This window comes from Sphingobacterium spiritivorum, assembly GCF_016725325.1.
In the GTDB taxonomy this organism is placed as follows: domain Bacteria; phylum Bacteroidota; class Bacteroidia; order Sphingobacteriales; family Sphingobacteriaceae; genus Sphingobacterium.
Genome location: NZ_CP068083.1, coordinates 2,463,201 through 2,488,550 on the forward strand (window position 1 = coordinate 2,463,201; position 25,350 = coordinate 2,488,550).

Consider the following 25,350-nt stretch of genomic DNA (forward strand, 5'->3'; position numbering starts at 1 on the left):
TTTATGGACGAATAATCCAAACTTAATTGGGCACTTGTCAAACTTTTTCCGAAAAGAAGAAAGATTACTATTACAATGTATCTCACCTTATTTATCCTGCTATATTTATATTCATCAATTTTATCAAGCTAATTTACGTATTTACTATTGAACATCCCACCAGATACGACCTCTAATGTCGTTTGGTGTACCAAATCCAGGAATACTAGCCATATCATCAATAGCTTTATTGATGTTTTCAGCATTCATATTTGTCGGGAATGGACGTGCAATAGAGAATCTTCTTGGCATTTCTAAAACAGAACCTGAGCTGGTAAAGATTTCAGCTTTGAAGAGGTTTCCATTGACAGAAGGGTAACCGGTACGTTTCACCAATGCCCAGGCTTCATTGTTATTTTTGAAATAATTGATGTATTGCTGAATACATATTTGTTCAAGAGCATTTGCCTGATTGAATACAACGCCTGGACTTGCTTTGTACGTTGTTACTTCGGCAGGAGTCAATGCCTGATAACCTGTTATTTTTGCGGTTGATGCCGCCTTATCATGTTCTGCCAATGCAGCATCGATACCCTGATAATACAAACTTTGGACATCTGCTGGTGTTCCATAGATATTGCGCTGAGCCAGCTCAGCTCTCATAAACAATACATCAGAATAATTGATAATAGGAAATGTCATGTTTCCATTGTTCGGAGTACTATTAAAATAGCTTGAGCGGATAGATGACGGTAATCTTGCTCCTGTCACATCCTGATTATTGAATTTGTATGTTATTGCTGTAAAGTATGTCGCATTAGCCGGATCAAGTGATGCATCAGGACTGATATACTGTCCGCGATATAACTGTCCATCCCAAACAAAACTGGCTGGAATTTTTCCCTGCGCCTGAGCTGCTTCGAAACGCTCTTTTGTAAAGTGAGATGGTTCGTAGTAAATTCTTATACGCGGATCACTTGTTTTCCACATAAAATCAACCATATTTTTCGAACCCGAAACTGTCCGTTGGTTAGTTGGATTATCTTCAGCTCCTGTGAATCCACTTCTGGCAATAAATTTCCACGACTCACTGTCATTACTGATAACTCCGGCAGGGTCGCCCAGCACTTCTGCTGCGATTGCACGTAGCTTTTCAGGATTACGTTTCATCAAGCGCATAGCTATTTTTAAACGAAGACTGTTTGCCGCTTTAATCCATTTTGTAGCGTTTCCATCATAATAGATATCATAGCCGACCAGATTTGCCTGTGGAGCAGAAGTAGGAGCCTTCAGTTTTTCTACAGCAGCTTTTAATTGTGCATCCAAAATATCATAAAGCTGCTCCTGTGTATCATACTTAGGGGTTAATAGAGGAGGAGTTGTATAACGGGCTCTAAATGCTTCAGAATAAGCTATACTACCATATACATCTGAGGTGTACCATGCAAAGTAAGCGAGAGGAATATCTACAATGGCATTAAGGTGTGTATATGAAGCTTGTTTATCCGCTGGAAGTTTTTTAATAACTTCTTTGATATCGAACAATCTGTTACCTACACCGTTGTAAAACATATTCCAGCGGACACCAATATTACCAGACGCCTGATAAGAGCCTTCAGTATTACCTGCACCAATAGAAAATGTTTGTGACCAGTAGTAAATACCTAAGTAAAGATCATAATAACGTTCTCTTCCATTGTTATGGATGGATAACAATCCCGTGGGAAGTTCATATTCTGGTGGAATATTCAGTACAGCATCCGGATCTGTATTCAAATCCGAAAATTTATCTCTTCCACATGAGGCTGTGATTGCTATCACAAAAAAGAGAGTTAATATTTTGATTGTATTTTTCATTTCTGTAAAATTAAATTTTAGTTACCTACACACTAAAAACTACCATTGATACTAAAACCAAACCGACGTACATAAGGCATTGCCGATCCTTCATTCATGGCACCTGAACTACTGTCATTAATACTATAAGGATTAAAATTGTCAGGAGCACTATTGTAAATGAAGAATAAATCATTACCATATACACCAACTCGTAACCCGTTCATTTTTAATTTTTTAGCGAATGTTGATGGAAGGTCATAGTTTAAACTAACTTGTTGTACCGAAACCCATGAGGACTCATACATTGAACGTTCCCGGATACCACTAAACCAAGAGTGCGAATTACTGTAATATGCTGCCGCACTAGCCGGACGCATATAACCAGCATCTACTGCTTCTTGATGTGACATACCTGAGATGTCTACAACTTTACCACCGAAATTCACTGTAGTACCTTGTTTATATATACCATCAAGAATAACTCCGTCATTTCTTGCAACACCTGCTGCTGTTGTAAATGCTACACCTCCGAATTCTTCTGAACGACCTGGTAGTGTACTTTTCAATGTTCCCAACCATGAACCAAAGTCTTTCGTTGAAGAATAAACCATTCCACCATATTTAGCATCTACTGCTACTACCAATTGGAATGTTTTATAGTTGAATGTATTTCTCCAGTTACCTAAGAATTTAGGAAGAATAGAACCTAAAACAGGAGCTTTATCAATTCCTTGAGTGTAATTAGCTGCGCGTTCATATATTGTAGAAGTTCCGTTAGGAGAAGAAAGTACACGCTTACCGTTAAGCGCACTTTCTGTAGGATTTCCATTTCCATCTACAGCCTGATATTTTGCATATGCATATGGTGCTATAACAGTTCCGTAATCTCCTCCTACTTTAGCAACAGCTTGATAGCCATCCCCTCCACCAACTCCGATGTATTCCAATCCGAAAGGAAGAGATAAAATAGTATTGCGGTTACGAGTATAATTGAAACGGGTATCCCAAGAAAAGTTATCTGTTTTAACCGGAATACCAAATAAGACGAGCTCAATTCCTTTGTTACGAACTTTACCACCATTTAATAATGCGGCGCTGACACCCGATGTAGTTTCTGTGACGAAACTGATAATCTGGTCTTTTGAATCTTGAGAATAGTATGAAATGTTTGTTCCTAATCTATTGTTCAGCATTCTGACTTCAAGACCAGCTTCGTATTTGGTTGTGCGTTCAGGGCGTAAATTTTGATTAGGTAATGTGTTACTTTGGTAACCATAGTTAAGAACAGATCTTCCTAAGTAGTCGTTGTAAGCCCCACCTGTAGAATATGCTCCGGTATTTGTCGTATATGCACCTGTTCCATTACCAGTTTGTACATACGATAATCTTAGTGCACCATAATTGAATATAGACAGTTTCTCCTTGAATGTTTCATTAAACTTCCAGATAACATCGGCTCCTGGATAGAAATAGGAATAGGTTCCGTGTCCGTCATTGTAAACTAAAGAAGAATTCCAGTCATTACGGCCATAAATATTTAATGTTACATCATCACGATAGTCAAAGGAAGCCTGATAAAAGAGCGATCCTAAATGTCTTGCATTTGGTTTGTCTTCGCCTGCAATTACAAGATTACGGGAATTGCTGAGACGGTAGATGTCTGGGTAGATTGCTCCGTCAATACGAGCGTTTTGTCCTTTTGATCGGAAACTATAATATTCTCCACCTCCCAATAACATCACATTAAAATCATTTATTTTTTTGGTGTAGTGTAACGCTCCTCTAAATTGTGAAGTAAATCTACTGCTCATGCTGGTTGAGTATTCCGGATTTGCATAAGCTGAGTCACGACCTCTGGTTCTGTTTTCATAGTTACTTCCAAGGTAATTTATATTTACAAAACCTTGAAATTTCAAATAATCTGTAAAAGGAACTTGTACATCAATGGAACCACGAACGTTATCATCATTAGTAACACGATTATTCTCATACAAATTGTATAGTACACTAGAAAAACCTGTCTCATCGGCTCTGTTCCAACCTCCTGTAGCAGATTTATAGTTATCCATCCAATATTTTGTATCGTAATAACGAGGAATACCGGAGACAAAATTGACTAACACACTTCCGGCGGATGTATTACCCGATAACATTGCATTGCCACCACCAACATCAGCCGCATTGCGAGCCTCACTTTTTACATAGGAAACATTTGCATCAACAATTACTTTTCCTAATAAACGCTGAGTTCCACGGAAATTAACACTATTTCTAGTGAAATCATTGTTTGGTGTAATACCTTGGGAACCGTTTCTAGAATAGGATAGACGGAAAGATCCCTGAGCGTTACCACCGGAAATACCCACAGTAGTATTGTTACTTATAGCTGTTCTGTAGGCATCCAGCATATTATTAGGTTTAGCTGAAAAAACAATTTCACGACCATCATAATCTAATAATGTCTGTCCATTAAATCTTGGACCGAAATTGAATGCTGTAGCTGGCACCTGAAGTTGACCGCTTGGTGTTTGGACAAAGTCTCTGTCTCCACCTGTTGTACCCGGGCCAAATTCATTTTGAAAATCCAGCGTTTTATATGCTTGATCCCATTGCGTGTTTTGAGTGATTGTTACACCCAGCCCTCTTTGTGCATATCCGGTTTTAGTTGTTATTAAGATAACACCACTTTGCGCCCGGCTACCATACAATGCAGTAACTGCACCACCTCTTAATACGGTGATATTCTCAATGTCATCCGGATTTAGATCTTTTAAGATATTTCCGAAATCTTGATTTCCACCACGATTTGGTAATACCATATCCTGATCCATGATAATATTATCAATAACGATCAAAGGTTGGTTGTTGTAAGGATCCAAAGAGGCACTGCCGCGAATACGAAAGATAGGTGTGGATTGTGGTCCACCAACTCCCGGCTGGACCTGAAGTCCCGGTACCAAACCTTGTAATGCTGTAATAGGATTAATTGCTCCTGTTCTGCGAATGTCTTCTCCTGACACTGTTGTAACAGCTGAACCGATCTGGCTTCTTTTGCGCTCAGCAAAACCTGTTACTACAACTTCATCCAAAGCCCCTTCTTCAGGAGTCAGAGTCACGTTGATGGTGCTGCTGTTGGCCACTTGGATTTCCTGGGCGATATAACCTACAATAGAAAATCGTATGGTTTCTCCCTTCTGGGCTTGAATGGTATAGGTACCATCTTCTTTTGTTTGGGTTGCGCGGGAGGTGCCTTTAACGGCTACCGTTACTCCGCCTACATTCCCGGTCGTACTCGTCACTTTCCCTGTGACGGATTGTTGTGCAAATAGACTGGATATCGAAAAAACAGATACCATGACTATCATACAGCATGATGTGTAGAATTGCTTCATGTGAATTAGGTTATTTTCAGGTAATAATAATTACATAAATTTAACACAATGGATATATAACTTCCAAATCTTTTTAAAAAAAAATAATAAGATGAGTGTTGTTTATGTATTTTTTGATTTAATCTTGGTTAATAAATAAAGATTTAACAAAGATTTTATCATGCTTTTCAGTAAGTGAATAGAATAGTGTTGATATTGTAAAAAGAAGTACTCACAAGAATTACTTCCAGCACTTCTTTTTATATGAAAGCTGCTTTCATATACTTGTTTCGTGATCTTATAATATAGGATTATTGGGTAAACGAACTGCTAAAGTATATCGCTAACTTAACGAGATTTTGAGATAATTTAGGATATAAAAAAGGCGATGCCCCGAATGTTAACATTCGGGGCATCGCCTTTTTTATAAGATATTTTACTTCTCTTCCAGCCAGATTCTGTTTAGCCAAAGAGGTTTGTTTCCTTTGATTTGAAATCGGATTTCATAGGCTCCGGCGTTTGAAAATTGAAGTGTTCCGGTATTGTTGTCTACAAATTCATCGACATAGTTATTTTCGTTTGGTTCGGCAACCATTTTACCAGTTGGGGTAATTTTTCCTTCCAGTTGACGGCTGCCTTCAGCCACTTTAATTTCTACGTTTTCTTTATTCGGGTTATGAGCGGAGACGGCTACTGAATACGTTCCTGCTTTTGGAATATATACTTTCCAGCGGATTTCTTTAAGTTGATCAACGATCAGATGAGTAGGTCTGAGACCATCATAACGAACTACTTTAAAATCCTTATTGATCGTATTGATACTGTTTAATGAAAATCCTCCGAATGTCGACTCACCAGCAATATCCTTTTCTAATGTAACAGCCTGAGGAAATTCAAAAGCGACAACAGAAACAAAAGGATTACTTTGAGAAGAAGGTAATTTCACGTGGATCAAAGGTCCTGTCTGATCGAATGCTAACTTTTCTTTGCTGCCATCTTCTTTCCACAATTCTACACCGGAAGGGGGTGAGCTGATGCCACTGATGCGGAGAATATGATCCAAAGGCCAGTTAAAGACATGAGCATATACCATTTGTTTGCCGTTAACCATTTTGGTTGTCAGTTTGCCCCAGTCATGCTGATCTGTACGGAGCTCCAGACCTGTATTGCCATATAATGCTTCTCCGTTTTTTGTCAGCCAGTTTCCTAAATCACGGAGGCGGCTTATGCTCTCATAAGGAACTGTTCCATCAGCACGGGGACCGATATTCAGTGTGAAATCTCCATTCATACTGACATTACTGATCAGGGAATTGAACAACTGCGTTGTAGATTTCCATTCATTTTCCTGTGCATTATATCCCCAGGAATGTGCTATAGTACCCGGAGTTTCCCAGGGGTGAGTTGTATAGGCTGTTCCGAACTGATTATCTCCCAATGTTTCAAAATCAATATTCGGGTCAGAAGCAGGTAGCCCAAGTCGGGAATTGATAAGACAATCGGGCTGAAGCTCACGTATTAAAGCAATAGCCTGATCCAGCTGCTCTTTTTTGAAAATAGTTTTTTGATACGGTATCCACATGTCAAACCACATAATCGCGATATCCCCGTAATTGGTGAGTAGCTCTCTTAACTGAGGTAAAGCTTTTTCCTGCCAGTACTGATTGAATTGCGCATCAGTAACACGTCCGGTCAATTCCTGCATATGATTCCAGGCATATGGATGTTCCCAGTCAATCCAGTGTGAATAATAAAACCCCAGTTTCATGCCATGTTTACGACAGGCATCTGCCAGTTCTTTGATGACATCGCGCTTGCTTCCACTAAGTTTAGGCAGGCTGTAATCACCTATTTTGGTATCCCATATGGCTACTCCGTCGTGGTGTTTGGTGGTGATAATGATGTACTTCATTCCGGCTTCTTTTGCCAGTAATACCCATTGTTCCGGGTTGATCTTATCCCAGTCAAACCGGGTAGCAAGTGTACCATATTCCTCTTTGGAGATTCGGTTGCGGTACCGGATCCATTCGGCATAATTATTTACATAACGCAGTTTTTCTCCCTTCCATAAACCTTCTGCAGCACTGTAAAGCCCCCAATGAATAAACATTCCAAACCGGTCCTGCTTGAACCATTCTGTCCGCTTTTCCGGACTGAGCTGGGCAAAGGAGCTAAACGATAAGCCTATAAATATGAAAAGGATAAGAAATAGTTTTTTCATCAGATCGGGGATTAGGATTAAGATTTAAATTTAGTTAATTCATATCAGATTTTTAAGATAATATGTTTAATATTCCTACGGTTGTATGTATACGTAATATGCACCAGGCCTTTAATATCCTGTATAATCGTAGGATAACTGAATTCTCCTTTATCCTCGTCTTCCAATACCAGAATATCTTTCCAGCTGATACCATCTTTTGAATAGGCAACCCGGAGTTTGGCTCTGCCTTCCCACCAGTCTTTTCCCGGAATGTCAGGATTATAAACAATCAGGAAACCATTTTTGATGCGGATAGCATCTGTAGCTGAATTGGGATTGATCAGATTTGTTTTGGATAATGCAGACCAGTTTTTCCCTTCATCCGAAGACCATGAAGTCATAACAAACCCTTCCTTGCTGCGGCAAAGTACCTGGAGCCTTCCATCAGCATGCTGTACGATACTGGGTTGAATAATGTTGAACGGCGAGTTATGATCAATAGGATAACTGGACCATGACTTCTGCTGATCATCGCTGCGCTCCACATGACCTATCCAACGGTCTTCAGTGACCTCTACACTGGATGGAGACAGAATAATGCCATTGGAGAGTTCCAATGGCTTATTTTTAACCGGGCCTAAAATACCCTTTGGCAACAGACTGGCAGATGACCACGTCTTGCCATTATCTGCTGAAGTCTTTACTGCACCCCACCATTCACGTGGATTCGGTCCTACTTTATAATAGAGATACAGGGTATTGTCTTCTTTTGCTTTAAATAGTACAGGATTCCAACAGGCATATTGTACGGTGTCATTACTGATTCCATCAGCTATCTGTTTAGGAACGGACCATTTCTGGCCGTCGAATGCTGAACTCCAGATGACCACATCTTTATTTCCTTCGTGTGTGCCTCCGAACCAGGAGGCTAGTATCTCCCCGGAAGCTGTTTCTGCAAGAGTAGAAGCATGACATTGCGCAAAATATCTGTTTTCTTCAAATAGAAAACCCGTTTTCACCACTGTCGGCTGTATACCTATACAGGGAACCGAATAACAGGAGAACTCCACAGTATAAAATAAATCTGTTCATAGCTTATCGGATAGAAACGGTAGCTTTTAAAGGAAGATTTTTAGACGAATTGCCAATAAGTATCCGGTATTCTCCGGGTTCAGTTGTCCAGTTCATCTGTTCATCAAAGAAAGCCAGTTCCTGAGGGTCCAAAGTAAAATGTATCTTCTTTGTTTCTCCGGCTTTTATAAATTCCTTTTTGAATGCTTTGAGTTCCAGTATCGGCCGGGATACAGAACTGAGCAGATCTCTTACGTATACCTGTGTTACTTCAGCAGCATCTATATTCCCGGTGTTGGTTACATCTACCGAAAAATGAATAAGTTCCTTATTTGAGACTGCAGGAGTTTCCAAAGTAAGATTTGTAAAGTCAAATGTACTGTAACTTAGTCCGAAACCAAAAGGATACAGAGGCTCACCGCTCAGGTGATGGTAATCATCACCACGTCCTGTCGGATGATGATTGTATACCAGCGGCAACTGACCTTCATGAACGGGGTATGTTATCGGTAGTTTACCCGAAGGGCTTACCTTCCCGAATAAGGTATTAGCTACTGCATGACCTCCTTCTTCACCCGGATACCATACATTAAGAATAGCACCTACTTTATCCTTCCAGGCAGTCGTTTTAATTGCAGAACCACCGACAAGGACTACCGTTGTCGGTTTATTTAATAAAGATACTTCCTGAATAAATTGTTCCTGATTACCCTCCAGATTTAGAAGAGCACGATCCTGAAATTCACCTTCGTGTATTCCGGTGGTGACAATAATATAATCCGCTTCTTTCGCTTTCGCTAATGCTTCGTCATAATCTTTTTTGTAATCCGGCAATCCGTAACTCCACACTAATTCAATATGGGCATTGCCACGCATTTCGCGAAACTCTACGCGGATAGGGTAGCTTTTACCTTTTTCAAATGTAAACGAAGCTGTGGTGGTCGAGTAACTTTCTTTTTCCCACTTATCCACGATCAGCTTATTGTCCACATAGAGACGGTAACCATCATTTCCTTTTAATCCGATTTCATAGGTGCCGGATGCAGGAGAACTGATCTGACCTGTCCAGCGGATGCTGTATTGATCCATTTTAAGCTGTTTGTCATCCGGAGAACCTAATGTCCAGCTAAAGTCTATTTTTTCATCTGTACGTGTGAATGCTGGTGTTCCTGATACGGATGCATTGTTAAAATACTCGCCTTTAAGTCCTTTAATATTTCCCGAAGTCAGGTAAGAAGGAGCCACAACACTCGTGGAAAGCAGTTTCATAGTAATACCTTTGGCATATTGGATATCGAGTCCTTTTCCTTTGCCATACTCCTGTATCCCCTGCAGTATACTGACTTTACCATTGCCGGGACCGCTATATCCGCCTAGCCGTGCTGCAGTCGCCTCTTCTCCCACAACCAGGATTTTCTTATAGGAAGCATCAACAGGAAGCGTATGATGCTGATTTTGAAGCAAGACAAAAGATCCTTCAGCGGCTTGCTGTGCAATAGGTTTGTTGTTGATTTGCTGTACTAATTTTTGAATATCTTTTTCGCTGACATAAGGTTGTTCAAAAAGACCCAGTTCAAATTTAGCTTTCAATACGCGTGACACAGCATCATCAATACGGGTTTTGGAAATTCTTCCGTCCAGAAAGGGAGGCATGAACAGTTTGTAATGATCGTATTCTGTCTGGAAAATGACATCTAATCCTGCATTGATAGCTTGTGCTGATGCATCCGGATAATCTTTGGCAGTGTAATGCAATACAGTAGATCCACCAACTGCGCTGGCATCCGAGATAATAAATCCATCAAATTTCCATTCGCCTTTCAGTTTATCTGTCAATAACCACTTACTTGCTGTGGAAGGACGGCCGTCGATCAGGTTGTAAGCTGTCATTACGGAGCGGCTTTTTCCCTGCTGAAATGCTTTTTTAAAAGGGACCAGATGTGTTTCTTCTAAAAAGCGTTTATTCCAGAAAATAGGGTAGGAGTCACGTCCTCCATCTCCGACATTGGCCAGAAAGTGTTTAGGTGTTGTAATAATATCCTGTTTTTCGAAAGCGCTCACAAAAGCGACACCCATTAATGAGCTGAGATAAGGATCTTCACCATAAGTCTCCTCTGTCCTTCCCCATCTTACATCATTGGCCAGATTGACAACGGGTGTCAGAATCTGTCTGATGCCGCGAAGGCGCGATTCGGTAGCGATTGCTGTTGCTACCTCATGCATCAGAGCGGGATCAAATGTGGAAGCCAGACCTATGGCCTGCGGAAAAGCTGTAGCGCCTTCGCGCATGAGTCCGTGAAGAGCCTCGTCAAACGGAATAATAGGAATCCCAAGACGGGACTGTTCTACGAAATATTTTTGGATAGCATTAATCTTACGTACTAGTTGTTCTGCGCCTTCATTGGCGTTGTACTGTAACAGTTGTCCGGAAGCACCTCCGCCTTTTGTACCGGCACTCACCTGAAAACCGAAGATGCCGTGCTTATACTGATCTTTACTTACATGGTCTAAATCTCCCGGAATCATAAAGCATTGCCAGAATTTTTCTTCCGGAGTCATTCGGCTTAAGAGATCCTGTACCCTTTTTTCGACAGGTTGAGCCGGATCTTTGTAAATTGGTTTTTGCTGTCCGAAGCTTACAAATGATTGAAGTAATAAAGCTGCTGAAAGCAAAACTGTTTGTTTTTTCATAAGTAGTTGATAGGTGAAAAGCAACGGGTTGCATAGATGGGCAACCCAATTGCTTATGGGTTTTTTATTTTGAAACTAAACGGATAACGGCCGCATAATTCAGGCTGCTGTTTGGTTTTTTGATAGTGATTTTATCTGCTGTTTTCGTCCATTTTAATTTGCCTTTATAACCTAAGATTTCAACCGATCTGGGATTGAAGTTTTCGGGAAGTGTAAATGTAAATTCCTCCGGCATGGTATAGGCTGTGTTGTCAGACAGGTGAAATACATTGACGGTTTTATTGTCTTTGCTTTTAGTATAATAATAATCTCCCTCATGGTAAGGTGCAACCGGACGGGTTGCAAAGACAGCACTTTCATTAATCTGCATCCATGCTGATAAGTCTTTTAAACGGTCATATGCCGCCTGATCAAAGTCACCGTTTGGTCCGGGTGCTATATTCAGCAAATAATTGCCACCACGAGATATAATTTTGACCAAAGTTTCTACGATCTTTTTGGTTGGCTTATACTGATCATTAGGGACATAGCTGAACGAATTCCCCATCGTGATACAGCTCTCCCATGGAATATCCATTTTATGGTCAGGTATAGCCTGTTCCGGCGTTACATAATTTTCCCAGGCTCCCGGTACAGTCCGGTCCACTACGATAATACCCGGCTGGTTTTTACGAGCCATAGTCCCGATCCGATCCATGTCAATATCTTGCTCTACCTTGATCGTGCGCTGCCATTCAACAGATTGATCTATCGTTTTGAATGGACGTACCCATCCTCCGTCCAGCCAGAGTATATCTACTTTTCCGTAGTTAGACGTCAGCTCGTTAATCTGATTAAAGGTGAAATCTTTGTATTGTTTCCAACGTTCCGGATATTTGGTCGGATCGTAATTTACATTTCTGTCTTTCGGTGGAAAATAGGACCACCAGTAGTATTCGGTATGCCAATCCGGTTTAGAAAAATAAGCTCCGATCTTGAATCCGTCTTTGCGGAATGTGTTAAAAATTTCTTTTGTTACATCAGCTTTAGGATTGCTTGAAAATGGAGTTTTAGAGTCTGTGATTTTATAATCGGATTGTTTGGTATCAAACATCGCAAATCCGTCATGATGTTTGGTAGTAAACACCACATATTTCATACCTGCACCTTTAGCTGCTGCGGCCCACTTTTCAGGATTGAAGGCAGTCGGATTAAACGTCTTTTGAAGATTTTCATAATTCTTCACATATTCGTAATAAGACGATCCGTGTTCAGGTTTACGTTGTGTCCATCCTTCATCTTCCGGACATAGAGACCAGCTCTCTACAATCCCCCATTGGCTATAGGTACCCCAATGCATAAAAAGTCCGAATTTCATGTCCTGCCAGCTATCCAGATTCTGGATAACCTGTGGATCTGTGGGCTGTTGGTATCCTGCTGATACATTATGCTCCTGGCTGAAACCATTTAGCAATTTACTGCTCAGGAAAGCGGTTAATAATAGTGTACGTAATTTCATTTCATATAAATGCTTAGGGGTGATTTTTTATCAACTTTAAAAATACTGATTTTTAACAAAAAAAGCTGCCAATTGGCAGCTTTTTTATGAATTGAAATAGATTTATTACTTAATATCCCAGAATATCTTCGTGTCTCTGGTATCTTTACTTTTAACAGCCTGATAGTTTACATTGTTGTTTGAAACTTCAGTACTTGGATATGTTAATCTTTTTGGAGGATTAGCATAGTTAACAAGACCTGCCGTCTGGAATGTCAGTTTTGGAAGTTCAGTTCTTCTGTATTCAGACCAGGCTTGCTGTGCCTGTAAATAACCGAAATGTAACCATTTTTGCGTGATAATAAGTTCTAATTTCTTTGTTGCATCTCCGGTAAAGGCAGCTGCAGAATTATCGACAAATTCAGAGATAATTTCTTCTGTTGGTTTTTGTTCTGTTTTTAATCCGGAAGTATTCAGATTATTAAGGTAGTAATAGAACGTAATGGATTGTTTAACTCCCAGGTCGTAAGCCGTCTTTGCATCTGCCTCGTTACCCCATCTCAGGTGCGCCTCCGCTTTGATGAAATTGACTTCTGAAGCATTGATCACAATACCCGGAGTGGATACGTTATCAAAGAATGTAGCAGAGTCCAGCACTGCATAATCCTGAAAGTTGTTTTCCATGTCTGTTGATGTAAACTCAATAGGCATTGCTTTGTACTCTTTGTTTTGTACAAATTTTCCGTCTACCGTTCTTCCGAATTTATCATAGAACACAGGGATTCTCGGGTCATTTGAAGGGAGCATCACTTTATTCAACATATAGTCCGTTGCATAGTGATTCGGTCCTTCTAATAAGGCCTGTCTCAGACTGGTTGTGTTGTTGGTCAATGGATACAATAAGATATCATCTGCCTTCGGAGAGTAATTTGGATTAGCAGATCCGTCAACTAACGGATATAGAGTCGCATTGCCCAGCATTTCCATAATCTCTGTTCTGGCTTTGGTTTCATCCACATTAGAAATTCTCATTAACAGACGAAGACGTAATGAATTGGTGTATTTTCTCCATTTCTGGATGTTTCCGCTATTCAGAATGTCATACTTTGAAAAATCGGCATTGGTGCTGGCTTTTTCAAAATAAAGGTTCAGTGCTTTCAGTTCGTCGATAAACGAGTAGTATAACTCTTTCTGATCATCAAATTTTGGTTTGATGATGGTACTGTTTGTTGGTAAACTACCCGCTTCACTGAAAGGAATATCGCCGAAGTTATCAATCATTTTTGATGCTTCATCAAATAGAACAACTTTACCTGCATTCAGGAATACTTCTTTCGTTGCTCTTTCTGTCTCCGGAAGATTTGCATAGGCCACTTCCATTGAACGGTAGATACCTAATACACCTGGCGCATAGAAATCTGTCCAGTAATTATATGCATATCCGTCATTTGGCTGATACATTGTATTAGACGGATAGAAGGATGCAGTCTGTGTATATATTGCCTGATTAGAAAGGATGAATGTTCTGTAATGCCAGTAAGATGGTCTTACCCGGTCATTATTGAGCATATCCGTGAAAAAAGCCGGAATGTTTGGCTGTGTAGAGGCATCTGGGTTCTGAAATTTATCTTCCAGATCTTTCTTACATCCCGTGAAGGATAGAAGGGTAAGTCCTGAAAATAAAATATATAATAGTGATTTTTTCATTTTGTAAAGGATTGATTGATTAGAAATTAGCATTCAAAGAGAATCCGAAGCTACGTGTAGCTGCTGTAGAACCAACGTCTACTCCTTGTGACCACCATTGATTTCCAACAGGAGATTCCGGATCCAGGTTTTCTAATGTTCTGTAGAAATAGAATAAGTTTCTTCCGATCAGAGACACACGAAGATTGTTGATTTTAAGCTTGCTTGTGAATGCATCCGGAATTTTATATCCGATGGAAAGCTCTCTTAGTTTGATAAAGCTGTTGTCATATACCGCACCTTTTTCATTCCATGAATCAGCTCCCCAACCGAAAGTATTCATATAATACTCGGCCGCACTCAGGTTGACCGTGTTAGGTGCACCTGTTTTTTCGTTTACTCCCTGAAGTGTTACACCACCATCTCTGTACGGAAGTGTGTTTTCATACTGACCGGCACTCATACCGTATTTCAGGTTCTGAGAAACCATTTTTCCGCCAAAACGATAATCCGCTGTGAAATCCAGCATAAAGTTTTTGTATGTAAATGTATTGGTCCATCCGCCTATTGCTTTAGGAAGAATGTTGCCTACATTTTTGTACTGTGTCTTGTCAACTACATAATAACCTTCGTCTGTGATGAGGTTATTACCGTTTGCATCTGTTGCCAAAGGATATACATAGATATTTCCTAATTTTTCACCAGGTCTGGCTACAATTCTCAATGAACTTTGATCAGAATCATAGAATACCAGTTCGTCTACCCCTTCTGCCAATGATTTAACTTTGGACTGGTTGAAAGCGTAGTTGATACGGGATGTCCAGGTAAATACTTCATTCTGAATAGGTGTGCCTGACAGCGAGATCTCAACCCCGTTATTAGCAATTTCTCCGACGTTCAGTACCTGAGAAGTTGCTCCGGATGAAGCAGGCGCTGCTAACGGAAGGATCTGATCCTCGATGCGGTTGGTGTAGTAACTTGCATCCAATCCAAGTCTGTTTCTCAGGAATTTCAACTCTACCCCGAATTCTGTTTCGTACTTACGCTCTGGTTTCAGGTTTAAGTTACCATATGAATTTCCGTAAGTCAGAGAAGGAACGGATCCGTTGATAGTTTGTAATGACGTCTGGTTGTAAGCAATATTTGCCAGATAAATACCTGCATCATTACCTACGATACCGTATGAAGCTCTTAGTTTACCATAGCTGAATGTATCATTTGTCAGATTGAAAGCATCCGAAAAGATAAAACTTCCACTGACTGAACCGTACTTGTAATTATTATTCTGTACAGGTAGGGTAGAGGAATACTCCGATCTGTATGTTCCGTCCAGGTACAGGTAACCTTTATAGCCAATATTCAATGATCCGAAGTATGCATACTTTAACATTTCCTTTCTTAAATTAGAAGTGTTAGGAATTGCATAACTGTTGCTCAGACTAAACCAGTTTTCAGTTACCAAACCTGCATTTGTGCCAGATGACTGGTCATCATATTTTTCTGAACGGGATTGGAAACCCACGCTGGCAGAGTAATCAAAATCTTCGTTGATCTTGTTGGAATAGGTTAACATGGCATCTCCGTACAGAATAGAATAGACTCCTTTTGTCGTAGTATAACCACCAGTACTTTCTGTAGTCGAATTATAGGCTGTAGGATACTCATTGTACTGTTCGTACCGACTGGTAGCAGAAGTTAAGTCATTACCAATTCTTCCACGGAATCTTAGGTTTTTGATGATATCCCAGTTTAATGTAGCACTTGTTAAGAGACGGTTTTCTGTCTCATCGTAGTTGTTTTTGTACTGTGTCCAGAAGTAGTCCATCAGATTGTATGGACGGATGGTATATTTTAAGTCTCCCGGTCTTCCTGTTCCGAATCTTGAATATTTATATCCGTCTGCAGTTTCGTATGCATTTTTTAATGCAGACATATCCTCAGTTCTGCTAAAGAATCCGTCAAATGAACTCAAAACCTGTCCTAATAAATGAGAACGGTTATGGGTGTTCGTGTTAATGTAGTTAGCTACAATGTCTGTAGATAATTTGTCACTTAATTTAATTGAACTGTTTAAGTTGAATGTGTTTTTATTTTGCTTACTGCCCGGACTTGTACTCTTATAGTCCATACGGGTAGCACTCAATCTGTAATTGATATTGTCTGTCTGGTTAGAGATACCCACATTGATATTGGAGTTGTAACCTTTATCAAATACATCATAGTAGTTGTTTGGTCTTGCAGAATAGGTACGTACCTGTCCATCCCACCACATCACTTCCTCACCTGTGAATTTCGGTCCAAAGTTACCGTATGCACGGAAGTATGGGCGTCTTCCTGATGGAGAATCTGCTGCAGGAATCCATCCTTCCGCTGATGCACCATTTGCAGTGTTAGTTCCTGCATCATAACCCGGACCATATTCATTCTGGAATTTAGGTAAGAAAGCCGCTCTTTCGATAGATCCGTTGTAATTGAAATCAATACCTAATCCTTTGCCTTTTGTTCCTTTCTTCGTAGTAATAACAATAACACCACTCGCTGCATCCGATCCATACAGTGCACTTGCAGCAGCTCCTTTTAAGATAGAGATGTTGTCGATGTCAGCAGGATTGATGTCGAGCATACCGTTACCTCTGATACGCTGATCACCCCAGTAATTGTTATTATTGGCACCTGAGCTTCCGTTTTGCTGATCATTTCTGATTACGATACCGTCTACAACGTACAGCGGTTGTCTTTGATAATTCAGGGAGTTGATACCACGTATTTGCACGTTTACAGCACTTGAGGCACCACCCGGAGCGGTTGTAATTTTCACACCCGGAGCTTTACCATATAGTGCTGATCCGAAGTTAGTATTTCCTGCTTTTGTAATTTCATCAGCTTTGATGTTGGAAACAGCGTAACCTAATGCTTTAGCCTCTCTTTTGATACCCATCGCTGTAACAACGACTTCCTCCAATGCTCCGGCATCCTCTTTTAAAATTACATTAATCGTTTTAGCTGCAGATACCGTAAATTCCTGTGCAGTATAGCCTACGATAGAGAAACGAATAGTTTCACCTGCATTGGCCTGAATGCTGTAGCTTCCGTCTGTACCGGTCTGTGTACCACGGGCGGTACCTTTTACAGATACGGTTACTCCGGGAACGGCTCCTTGTGCATCTGTTACTTTTCCTGTAACATTTTGTTGTGCAAATAGATTAGTCACCGACAGGATCGAGACCATTACTATCATGCAACATGATTGATAGATTTGTTTCATTTTATTAATGATTTATTAAGGTTTGCAAATTTGGTAAGTGAATATTCGAATACGATAGATGCGGTGCCGATAAGCTGTGCATTTTTCATGTCTGAAATCTCCAGAACTGTTTTATTGGATATTTTAGGTATACAGAATTCATGAATTGCAGTCTGAATCTGCGGCATCAGAATTTTTCCTGCCTCAGCACCTCTGCCGCTGATAATTATCTTCTGTGGATTCATAATGTGGATCAGGGTTGCGATTCCTTTACCTAGCATGTATGCCGACTTGTTTAATGCTGATATAGCCAACTGGTCACCGCTCAGTGCAGCATTGATAAGAAGTTGTGCTTTTTGAAGCTGATTTTGGGAATCCTCGTATTGAAGTACGGATTTTTCACCGGCTGTAAGTCTCTCTTCGAGATACGCTACTGCTGCAGACAGGGAAGCTTCTACCTCGAGACAGCCGGTCTTACCACAGGAGCACATTTTATTGCTTTTTGATAAGGGAATATGGCTGAATTCACCGGCATATCCACTAAAACCTCTGAATAGTTTGTTGTCCACTATGATTCCCAGACCGACTCCCCAGCCTACATTGATAATCAGGGCGTGGGAGATTTCTTTTGCTTTTCCAAAATTCTGCTCTGCTATAGCAATAGCTGTTGAATCATTCTCTATAAATGTGGGGATAGCAAATACCCGTTCAAACTCTTTCTTAATATTGAACAGTTGAAAATCTTTGAAAGATCCATTTGTTCCGGATACATTATCGACAAATCCCGGCATACTTACACCAATCCCAAGAATGTTGTCTGCAGATAAATGATGTTTTGTGAGCAACTCATTAATCAGACTGACAATGTTGCTAAAAGCTGCTTCCGGATGATCAAGATGATTTTCAATTGTATGGACGGGAGTTACTTCTTTATTATGGAGATCGTAGACAATGACGGAAGTATAATGTTGATCTATGGCAACAGTAAGAATGTAACAATTTAATTTTGCGTTTAGGGCATAATGGATTGCTCTTCGTCCTCCGGTAGAAGGGGCGAGGCCATCCTCGACAAGTAATCCATCTTCCAGCAATTCATTAACAATCTTTGAAATACTGGGAATACTCTTGTTGGTCAGTCCGCTTAATTCCGCAATAGTGTAGGTACTATTGAAATAAAGCAGATTCAAAAGCAATTCTTTAAGGCCTAAAACGGTCTTTTCCATATCCATTAATTGTTAAAATAATATAGATTTGGCGTTAAAGGTATGTTAAAAAGATATAAACTTCAAATACTTTTTAAAATTTAACAATAAGTATTGCTATAAAATAGATTTTGATTTAATATGTTTTCTTGAAAAGGATATGCTATTTTATTAAGTAGATTGGTCGCAGGATAGTATATAATAGAAAAAGGAGAGCATAATTGCTCTCCTTTTCAAAATTCATTAACTATCTGTTACTTAACGTCCCAGAAGAGTTTTGTGTTTACATTGTCCTGAGCTTTTACAGCCTCATAGTTAGCAGAATTGTAGACGCTTTCTGATGGAGGCAGGTTAAATTTGACAGGCACAGTTTTCTGAATATCCGAATTTTGAACAACAAAACTAAATGTTGGATAGTCAAATCTTCTTGCTTCTGACCATGCTTGAACTGTCTGAAGAACATTGAAATGTAGCCATTTCTGAGTAGCAATTAATTCTATTTTATTACTTGCACCATCCCAGTTCAGGTTTGTTATATACGTATTGATCTGTGCAGGAGTAGGGGTGGCTGGAGCTGCTACTGTATTATCATTACTTTTGCTTCTGATAGCGCGGTAAAGATCTACAGATTCCTTTACACTGTTTTCAAACGCAGTTTTAGCAGATCCGGAATTTCCATTTTTCTGGTAATATTCCGCCAGCAAAAGATTTGTTTCAGTTGCAGAAAATAAAATTCCAGGGAAATACTGATTGCGTGAAAACGTAGAACGATTGAAAATGGAGATAGTGCCTCCTCTTGCTAAATCAGATTGGGCCCCGCTTGTTAATGATTGATCCAAACCTCTGAATTGACCATCAGATCCGGCCTCAAAGAAGAAAGGTAAACGCGGGTCACTTTTGCCGACCATATGATCAATCATTGCCTTACTCGCCATATTTGCATACCATCCAGTAGCTTCAAATGCATCTTTAATACCTTTAGTGTTGATATTATTATCATCTAGATTGAAGATGTCAACCTGTGCATTATCACTATTTGTTAAGATAAGTGGATACGTAGTTTGATCGTTAATAATCTCTGCTATTTCCTGAGTAGCACGGGAAGCAAATGTCGGGCTTTCGGATACTCTTGTCAGTAAGCGTAGACGAAGAGAGTTACAGTATTTTTTCCATAGCGTTACATCTCCATTGTTTACAAGATCCTGTGTTTTGAATTTTTCCTGAATAGATTTACTTAATGTTATACTATTAAGTGAAGTGCTTATTACTTTCAGATCATCTAACATTGTTTTGTAGATATCCTCTGCTTTGTCATAAGCCGGGTAAGAATTTTGATAATCACTATTATTTGTACTCAACATCCCTGCCTTACTCCATGGAATATCTCCATGTAAGTCTACAGTTTGCTGTGTTTGATCATAGAATAATACCTTGGCTGCCAGGAAGAAAATTTTCTTTTCTTCTTTTTCGACATCTATGGACTTGTTATAAGCTGTTTCCAGTTCTCTGTACTGCGCAAGTCCTTCATAATAGCGTGTCCATCTGTCTTCAATCGCAGCAGCTCCTGGCAACAGGTGATTCTGTTCATTGATCCAGCCTGTTGTATGTAAATACCTGAAGATTGTAGGTCTCAAGGTTACAAATAGATTTCTGTAATCAGGCACAACTAATTGACGATAGCTGTATATTATTCCGGTAAACTGTCGTTCAATAGTTATCTCAGTCACTTTAGACGGATCTCTGTAAAGTTCATCAAAATCGCTCTTTTTACAGGAGCTTGTATATATTAATGAAGCAAAGCCTAGCCCCATTATTAAAAAATATCGTTTCATATTATTTGTTTTTAAAAGCTAGCACGTAGCATTAAACCAATTGTTCTAGTTGCCGGACTTGTTCCTGCATTTGATACATTATTCACCCAGTTGGATCCACCAGTCATTTGTTCCGGATCTAAGTCTTTAATACTTCTGTATAAGAAGAAAAGGTTACGTCCGAAAGCTGATATCTGTACATTTTTTGCTCTAAGTTTAGATGCCAGATGTGCAGGAATTCTATAACCTAATGATATCTCGCGCATCTTGATATAATTATTTTTCTGCACATACAATTCATATCTGGAGTTCGAATATTGAGGACCACCCCAGTTGTAAGTCTGGTTGTAGTATGTAGCTTGAGAAATGATATTATTATTACGGCTTCCATCAGCTAATACCCCATCCATCAACATACCATCATGATAAACTTTTTCGCCGTTGGGACCGGTTGCAGAGTTCGTTGCAATACCTTGTGTTCCCACTCTATAGTAACTTAGTCCACCATTTTCTGCATCCATTGCTGTTAAACTTTCTTCTGTCAATCCTCTGCTGGTCATCCAGTTGATACCGGTAGGCATAGCATGACCACCCCAACGAAAGTCAATCAAAGCATCTAAAGTGAAGTTTTTATACGTAAAGGTGTTAATAAAACCCCCAACAGCTTTTGGCATTGCATTTCCTGCTTTAATCCACTTATCTGCATCTAATTGATAAATACCATTTTCCTGAACAATTTTATTGCCACTAGCATCTGTCTTGATAGGGTGAACCATAATATCTCCCATAGGTTGACCTACTTTAGATACCAATTGTGCAGCAGCACCGTCATAATCTCTGTGTAGTAATTCCTGAACTCCACCTGGTAATTCTTCAACTATATTTTTGTTCATAGAAAAATTCAAAATTGTATTCCATTTGAAGTTTTCGTGTTGAACAGGTGTACCGGTTATTGCAAATTCCCAACCTTTATTACGTAAAGTTCCGACATTTGCAATGATAGAACTTGCTCCCATAGAAATAGGAAGAGTATAATCCAGAATCTGATCTTGAATAAGACCATTGTAATAGGTAATGTCAAATCCTAAACGATTGTTCAGTAAGCGGGTTTCTAAACCAAATTCGATCTCTTTCTTTCTCTCCGGCTTAATGTTCTCATTTCCAAATCCTGTTGTCGGAACATTATTATAAATTACGGAAGCACCATTTGGAATCTGAACACCTAAGCTTTGTTGAGTATAGCTTAAAGCACTCTTATAGATGTCCGGATAATTACCTACAATACCCCATGATCCTCTTAATTTTGCATAATTAAATATTTCAGGAAGTTGGAATGCATCACTTAAGATCAAACTGGAATTAACAGATGGATAATACAATACATTGTTATCAGGATTCATAGTGGAAATGCGCTCACGACGTAATGTTCCTTCTACAAACCAGAATTCTTTCAGATTGAAGTTTAAGGTTCCGAATACAGCATCTCTTAACATATTTCTGCGGTAATTGTAACGTGTATTACCGCCAATTGTATTTACTGAAGCATTGATGTCATACCAGTTACGTACACTAAGACCGCCTGCGGTCTCTCTTTGTACATAGGTATCCTGACTTTTTGTTCCAGTATACCCGGCCATCACACCCAATTTGATATCTTTATTGATTTGTTTGTTGTAAGTTGCCAATAGATCGGTGTAATAGATGTTCGCATTCTGATTGCCCAACCCGAAATATCCGCTATTATTGAATTGAAGTGGAACAGCATTCGGCTCTTTGTCTTCTGTTTTTACAGAGGTCATATCAGCAGAAAATCTGGCTCTTACGGATAAATCACTGGTAATCTGATAAGTGTTCGTGACGGAACCAATTACACGATTTGAATATTCATCATATTGTTTTGCTTTGGTATTCCAGATATAATCTAATACATCTGTTTTAGCACCGTTGTATCTGATGTTTTCATCTGGAGTTAAACTTTGTGCATCAGCAGATTGTACAACATATTTGTATCCTAAACTGGTTTGATACTTATTCAGATACCACTCCGGATTATCAAACGTCGAGATCATACCGGTAAAGTTGTTTATCAGACGATCCGTTAAAAAAGGTCTATTATGGGTATGTTGATTTACATAGTTTACAACTACATCCGTAGTCAGTTTGTCCCAAAGCTTAATAGTTGAATTTAAATTCGCTATATTTTTCTTATTATAAGAGTCTAAGGAAGTCATCTGATTATCCTGACGTGTAACGGAAAATCTGGTGTTAGAGTTTTCAGTGGTGTTGCTAAGGGCTAAATTGAAGATTGTATTATTCGGATTATTAAATAATTTATTATACGCATTTTGTGCGACATAAGGTCTTACTTGTCCATCCCATGAGATTACATCTTTTCCGTCGAATTTTGGACCGAAATTTACTGTTGCAGCTAACAAACCTCTGTTTACTCCGTTGATAGCGCTACTATTAGGGTAATAGTAAAACATATCATCTGCCTGACCATCGTTCTGATATGCGGTCGTATATCCTGGACCTCTTACGTCTTGAAAGCGTGGTAAATATGCAATTTGATCATGCGTGTAAGTTGCGTTGAAATCAATCGCAAAACCTTTACCGCCTTTGCCTGACTTTGTTGTCACTAATACTACCCCGTTCATCGCTTCGGAGCCATATAGTGCCGCTGCAGAAGCTCCTTTTAGAACGCTGATAGATTCAATATCTTCAGGGTTTAAATCTTCCAAACCATTACCTCTTGCGCGTTGATCACCCCAGTAGTCAGAGTTGTTAAAAGTTGTTTGACGCATCGGCACCCCGTCAATAATAACCAGAGGCTGAGAATTTCCGGTAATAGAGTTGGTACCGCGAATGTTGATGTTGATACCTGAAGTTGCTCCGCCTGGTGCTGCAGAGATTCTTACTCCGGGAGCTTTACCATATAAGGCTCCTGCAAAGTTAGGTGAACCGGTTTTAGTCAGTTCTTTAGAATCAACTGTGCTCATGGCATAACCAAGCTCTTTTGGAGCTCTTTTGATGCCCATAGCTGTAATTACGACTTCTTCTAATGCTCCTTCGTCTGCTTTCAAAGTTACATTAATCGTTTTAGTTGATCCCACTGCAATTTCTTGTGAAGTGTAACCAACCATGGAGAAACGTAAGGTCTCTCCTTGTGCAGCCTGAATGGAGTAATTTCCGTCCGCACCTGTTTGTGTTCCTCGGGAAGTTCCTTTTACGGAAACAGTTACTCCGGGAACATTTCCACTTGCATCCGTTACCTTTCCTGTAACGGTCTGCTGTGCAAATACGCTTGTTATCGAGAAGATCGATAGCAGCATGATTGTGCAACATGTTTGATAGAATTGTTTCATGTTTTATTGATGATTAATTAAGGTTTACAAATTTGGATAGTGAATATTCCAATACGATACAGGCAGAACCTATCAATTGTGCCTTGTTTTTCAGATCGGATATCTCTACACTTGTTTTTTGTGCTATTCTTGGTATACAGAATTCATTGATTGCAGTTTGTATCTGAGGCATCAGAATCTGACCAGCCTGAGATCCGCGACCGCTTAGGATAATCTTTTCCGGATTCATAATGTGGATGAGAGTGGCTACCCCTTTTCCAAGCATATAGCCGGATTTGGTGAGTGCTGAAATAGCAAGCTGGTCTCCGTTAAGGGCTGATTGTATAAGGGAATTACTGCTCTCTAACCGATCGTTGGTCAAATGATTTGCTAATTTGGATTTTTCACCATTTTGCAGTCTCTCTTCTGCAAATTCAACAGCAGCAGATAACGATGCTTCTACTTCCAGGCAGCCTTTCTTTCCACATGAACATAGTTTGTTGCTGTCTGAAAGGGGAATATGACTGAATTCTCCGGCATACCCGCTGTATCCTCTGAACAGTTTATTATCCACTATTATCCCCAATCCTACTCCCCATCCAATATTAATGATAAGAGAATGGGAGATATTTCTGGCTTTTCCAAAATTCTGTTCGGCTATTGCAATCGCAGTGGAGTCATTCTCAATAAAAGTGGGAAGCTGAAAACGGTTTTCTATTTCGCGCTTAATATGATACAATTTGGCACTTTTATCTTTGTAAGAGCCATTTGTGCCTTGTTTGTTGTCTACAAAACCCGGCATACTGATACCTATTCCCAGAATATTATTTTGATTAAATTCTCCATGTTGCAGCGTCTTTTCCATAAGCCCTACAATATTATCAAAGACTTCATCGTGGTTGTCCAGATGATTTTCTATAGTAAATACGGGTGTGCGTTCTTCGTTGGAGAGATCATAGATTACAGCAGTAGAGTAATGCTGGTCAATAGCTACAGAAAGTATAAATTTATTTAGATTCGAATTTATGGTATATTTTATAGGTCTGCGGCCTCCTGTAGAAGGAGCTAAACCATCTTCTATAATGAGGTTGTAATCCGCTAATTCATTAATAATTTTTGTAGTACTCGGAATGCTTTTGCCAATTAATAAACTTAGATCGGCAATAGAATACGATTTTTCATAATATAATAAGCTTATAATAAGCTCTTTAAGTCCGTAATTGGTCTTTTCCATTTTGACTTAGGGTTATTAACTGGTTTGTAATATTTGAATAAAGTTAATATAAAGAAATTGTAACTTCAAAATCTTTTTAAAAAAAAATAAAAAGTATTTTAATTTTTTAATAATGTTTGGGAAGGTTTCCCTGAAGTACAAATAAAAAAACAGAATAGACATGAAGTCCATTCTGTTCATTGTAATTACGATCGGATT

The 25,350-nt window shown here is 39.5% G+C and carries 12 protein-coding genes; all 12 read right to left on the reverse strand.

Annotated features, from left to right (window positions below; all coding sequences use genetic code 11):
• Positions 1–144: 144 nt before the first annotated feature.
• The 12 genes from I6J02_RS10170 to I6J02_RS10225 all read right to left on the reverse strand — a co-directional run bounded on the left by I6J02_RS10170 (position 145) and on the right by I6J02_RS10225 (position 25,152).
• Positions 145–1,836 carry a SusD/RagB family nutrient-binding outer membrane lipoprotein gene (locus I6J02_RS10170; RefSeq protein ID WP_201681561.1) on the reverse strand — a complete coding sequence of 564 codons (1,692 nt, stop codon included), beginning with the start codon at positions 1,834–1,836 and terminating at the stop codon, positions 145–147.
• Positions 1,837–1,868: 32 nt separating this feature from the next.
• Positions 1,869–5,210: a SusC/RagA family TonB-linked outer membrane protein gene (locus I6J02_RS10175; RefSeq protein ID WP_236582398.1), complete on the reverse strand. Its 3,342-nt coding sequence runs from the start codon at positions 5,208–5,210 to the stop codon at positions 1,869–1,871.
• Positions 5,211–5,625: 415 nt separating this feature from the next.
• Positions 5,626–7,410, reverse strand: coding sequence for an alpha-L-fucosidase (locus I6J02_RS10180; RefSeq protein WP_201681562.1), 1,785 nt, complete (start codon positions 7,408–7,410; stop codon positions 5,626–5,628).
• Positions 7,411–7,454: 44 nt separating this feature from the next.
• Complete coding sequence (locus I6J02_RS10185) at positions 7,455–8,462, reverse strand: sialidase family protein (RefSeq protein ID WP_236582399.1); 1,008 nt, start codon at positions 8,460–8,462, stop codon at positions 7,455–7,457.
• A gap of 25 nt (positions 8,463–8,487) precedes the next feature.
• Entirely contained in the window at positions 8,488–11,154 is a 2,667-nt protein-coding gene (locus tag I6J02_RS10190) for a glycoside hydrolase family 3 N-terminal domain-containing protein (protein WP_201681564.1), read from the reverse strand.
• Positions 11,155–11,218: 64 nt separating this feature from the next.
• Positions 11,219–12,652 carry an alpha-L-fucosidase gene (locus I6J02_RS10195; RefSeq protein ID WP_201681565.1) on the reverse strand — a complete coding sequence of 478 codons (1,434 nt, stop codon included), beginning with the start codon at positions 12,650–12,652 and terminating at the stop codon, positions 11,219–11,221.
• Between the two features lie 105 nt (positions 12,653–12,757).
• Entirely contained in the window at positions 12,758–14,338 is a 1,581-nt protein-coding gene (locus I6J02_RS10200; RefSeq protein WP_236582400.1) for a SusD/RagB family nutrient-binding outer membrane lipoprotein, read from the reverse strand.
• A gap of 19 nt (positions 14,339–14,357) precedes the next feature.
• Complete coding sequence (locus I6J02_RS10205) at positions 14,358–17,582, reverse strand: SusC/RagA family TonB-linked outer membrane protein (protein ID WP_201681567.1); 3,225 nt, start codon at positions 17,580–17,582, stop codon at positions 14,358–14,360.
• Complete coding sequence (locus I6J02_RS10210; protein ID WP_236582401.1) at positions 17,579–18,784, reverse strand: ROK family protein; 1,206 nt, start codon at positions 18,782–18,784, stop codon at positions 17,579–17,581. Before I6J02_RS10210 ends, I6J02_RS10205 begins: the two co-directional genes overlap by 4 nt.
• A 233-nt stretch (positions 18,785–19,017) precedes the next feature.
• Positions 19,018–20,595, reverse strand: a complete 1,578-nt coding sequence (locus I6J02_RS10215) for a SusD/RagB family nutrient-binding outer membrane lipoprotein (RefSeq protein WP_201681569.1) — start codon at positions 20,593–20,595, stop codon at positions 19,018–19,020.
• Between the two features lie 11 nt (positions 20,596–20,606).
• On the reverse strand, positions 20,607–23,939 hold the full coding sequence (locus tag I6J02_RS10220) for a SusC/RagA family TonB-linked outer membrane protein (RefSeq protein WP_201681570.1): 3,333 nt from the start codon (positions 23,937–23,939) through the stop codon (positions 20,607–20,609).
• A 13-nt stretch (positions 23,940–23,952) separates the two neighbouring features.
• Complete coding sequence (locus tag I6J02_RS10225) at positions 23,953–25,152, reverse strand: ROK family protein (RefSeq protein WP_201681571.1); 1,200 nt, start codon at positions 25,150–25,152, stop codon at positions 23,953–23,955.
• Positions 25,153–25,350: the final 198 nt, after the last annotated feature.

Coding starts and splice junctions, on each gene's coding strand:
- I6J02_RS10170 (WP_201681561.1), bottom strand. CDS start 1,836: ATGAAAAATACAATCAAAATATTAACTCTCTTTTTTGTGATAGCAATC.
- I6J02_RS10175 (WP_236582398.1), bottom strand. CDS start 5,210: ATGAAGCAATTCTACACATCATGCTGTATGATAGTCATGGTATCTGTT.
- I6J02_RS10180 (WP_201681562.1), bottom strand. CDS start 7,410: ATGAAAAAACTATTTCTTATCCTTTTCATATTTATAGGCTTATCGTTT.
- I6J02_RS10190 (WP_201681564.1), bottom strand. CDS start 11,154: ATGAAAAAACAAACAGTTTTGCTTTCAGCAGCTTTATTACTTCAATCA.
- I6J02_RS10195 (WP_201681565.1), bottom strand. CDS start 12,652: ATGAAATTACGTACACTATTATTAACCGCTTTCCTGAGCAGTAAATTG.
- I6J02_RS10200 (WP_236582400.1), bottom strand. CDS start 14,338: ATGAAAAAATCACTATTATATATTTTATTTTCAGGACTTACCCTTCTA.
- I6J02_RS10205 (WP_201681567.1), bottom strand. CDS start 17,582: ATGAAACAAATCTATCAATCATGTTGCATGATAGTAATGGTCTCGATC.
- I6J02_RS10210 (WP_236582401.1), bottom strand. CDS start 18,784: ATGGAAAAGACCGTTTTAGGCCTTAAAGAATTGCTTTTGAATCTGCTT.
- I6J02_RS10215 (WP_201681569.1), bottom strand. CDS start 20,595: ATGAAACGATATTTTTTAATAATGGGGCTAGGCTTTGCTTCATTAATA.
- I6J02_RS10220 (WP_201681570.1), bottom strand. CDS start 23,939: ATGAAACAATTCTATCAAACATGTTGCACAATCATGCTGCTATCGATC.
- I6J02_RS10225 (WP_201681571.1), bottom strand. CDS start 25,152: ATGGAAAAGACCAATTACGGACTTAAAGAGCTTATTATAAGCTTATTA.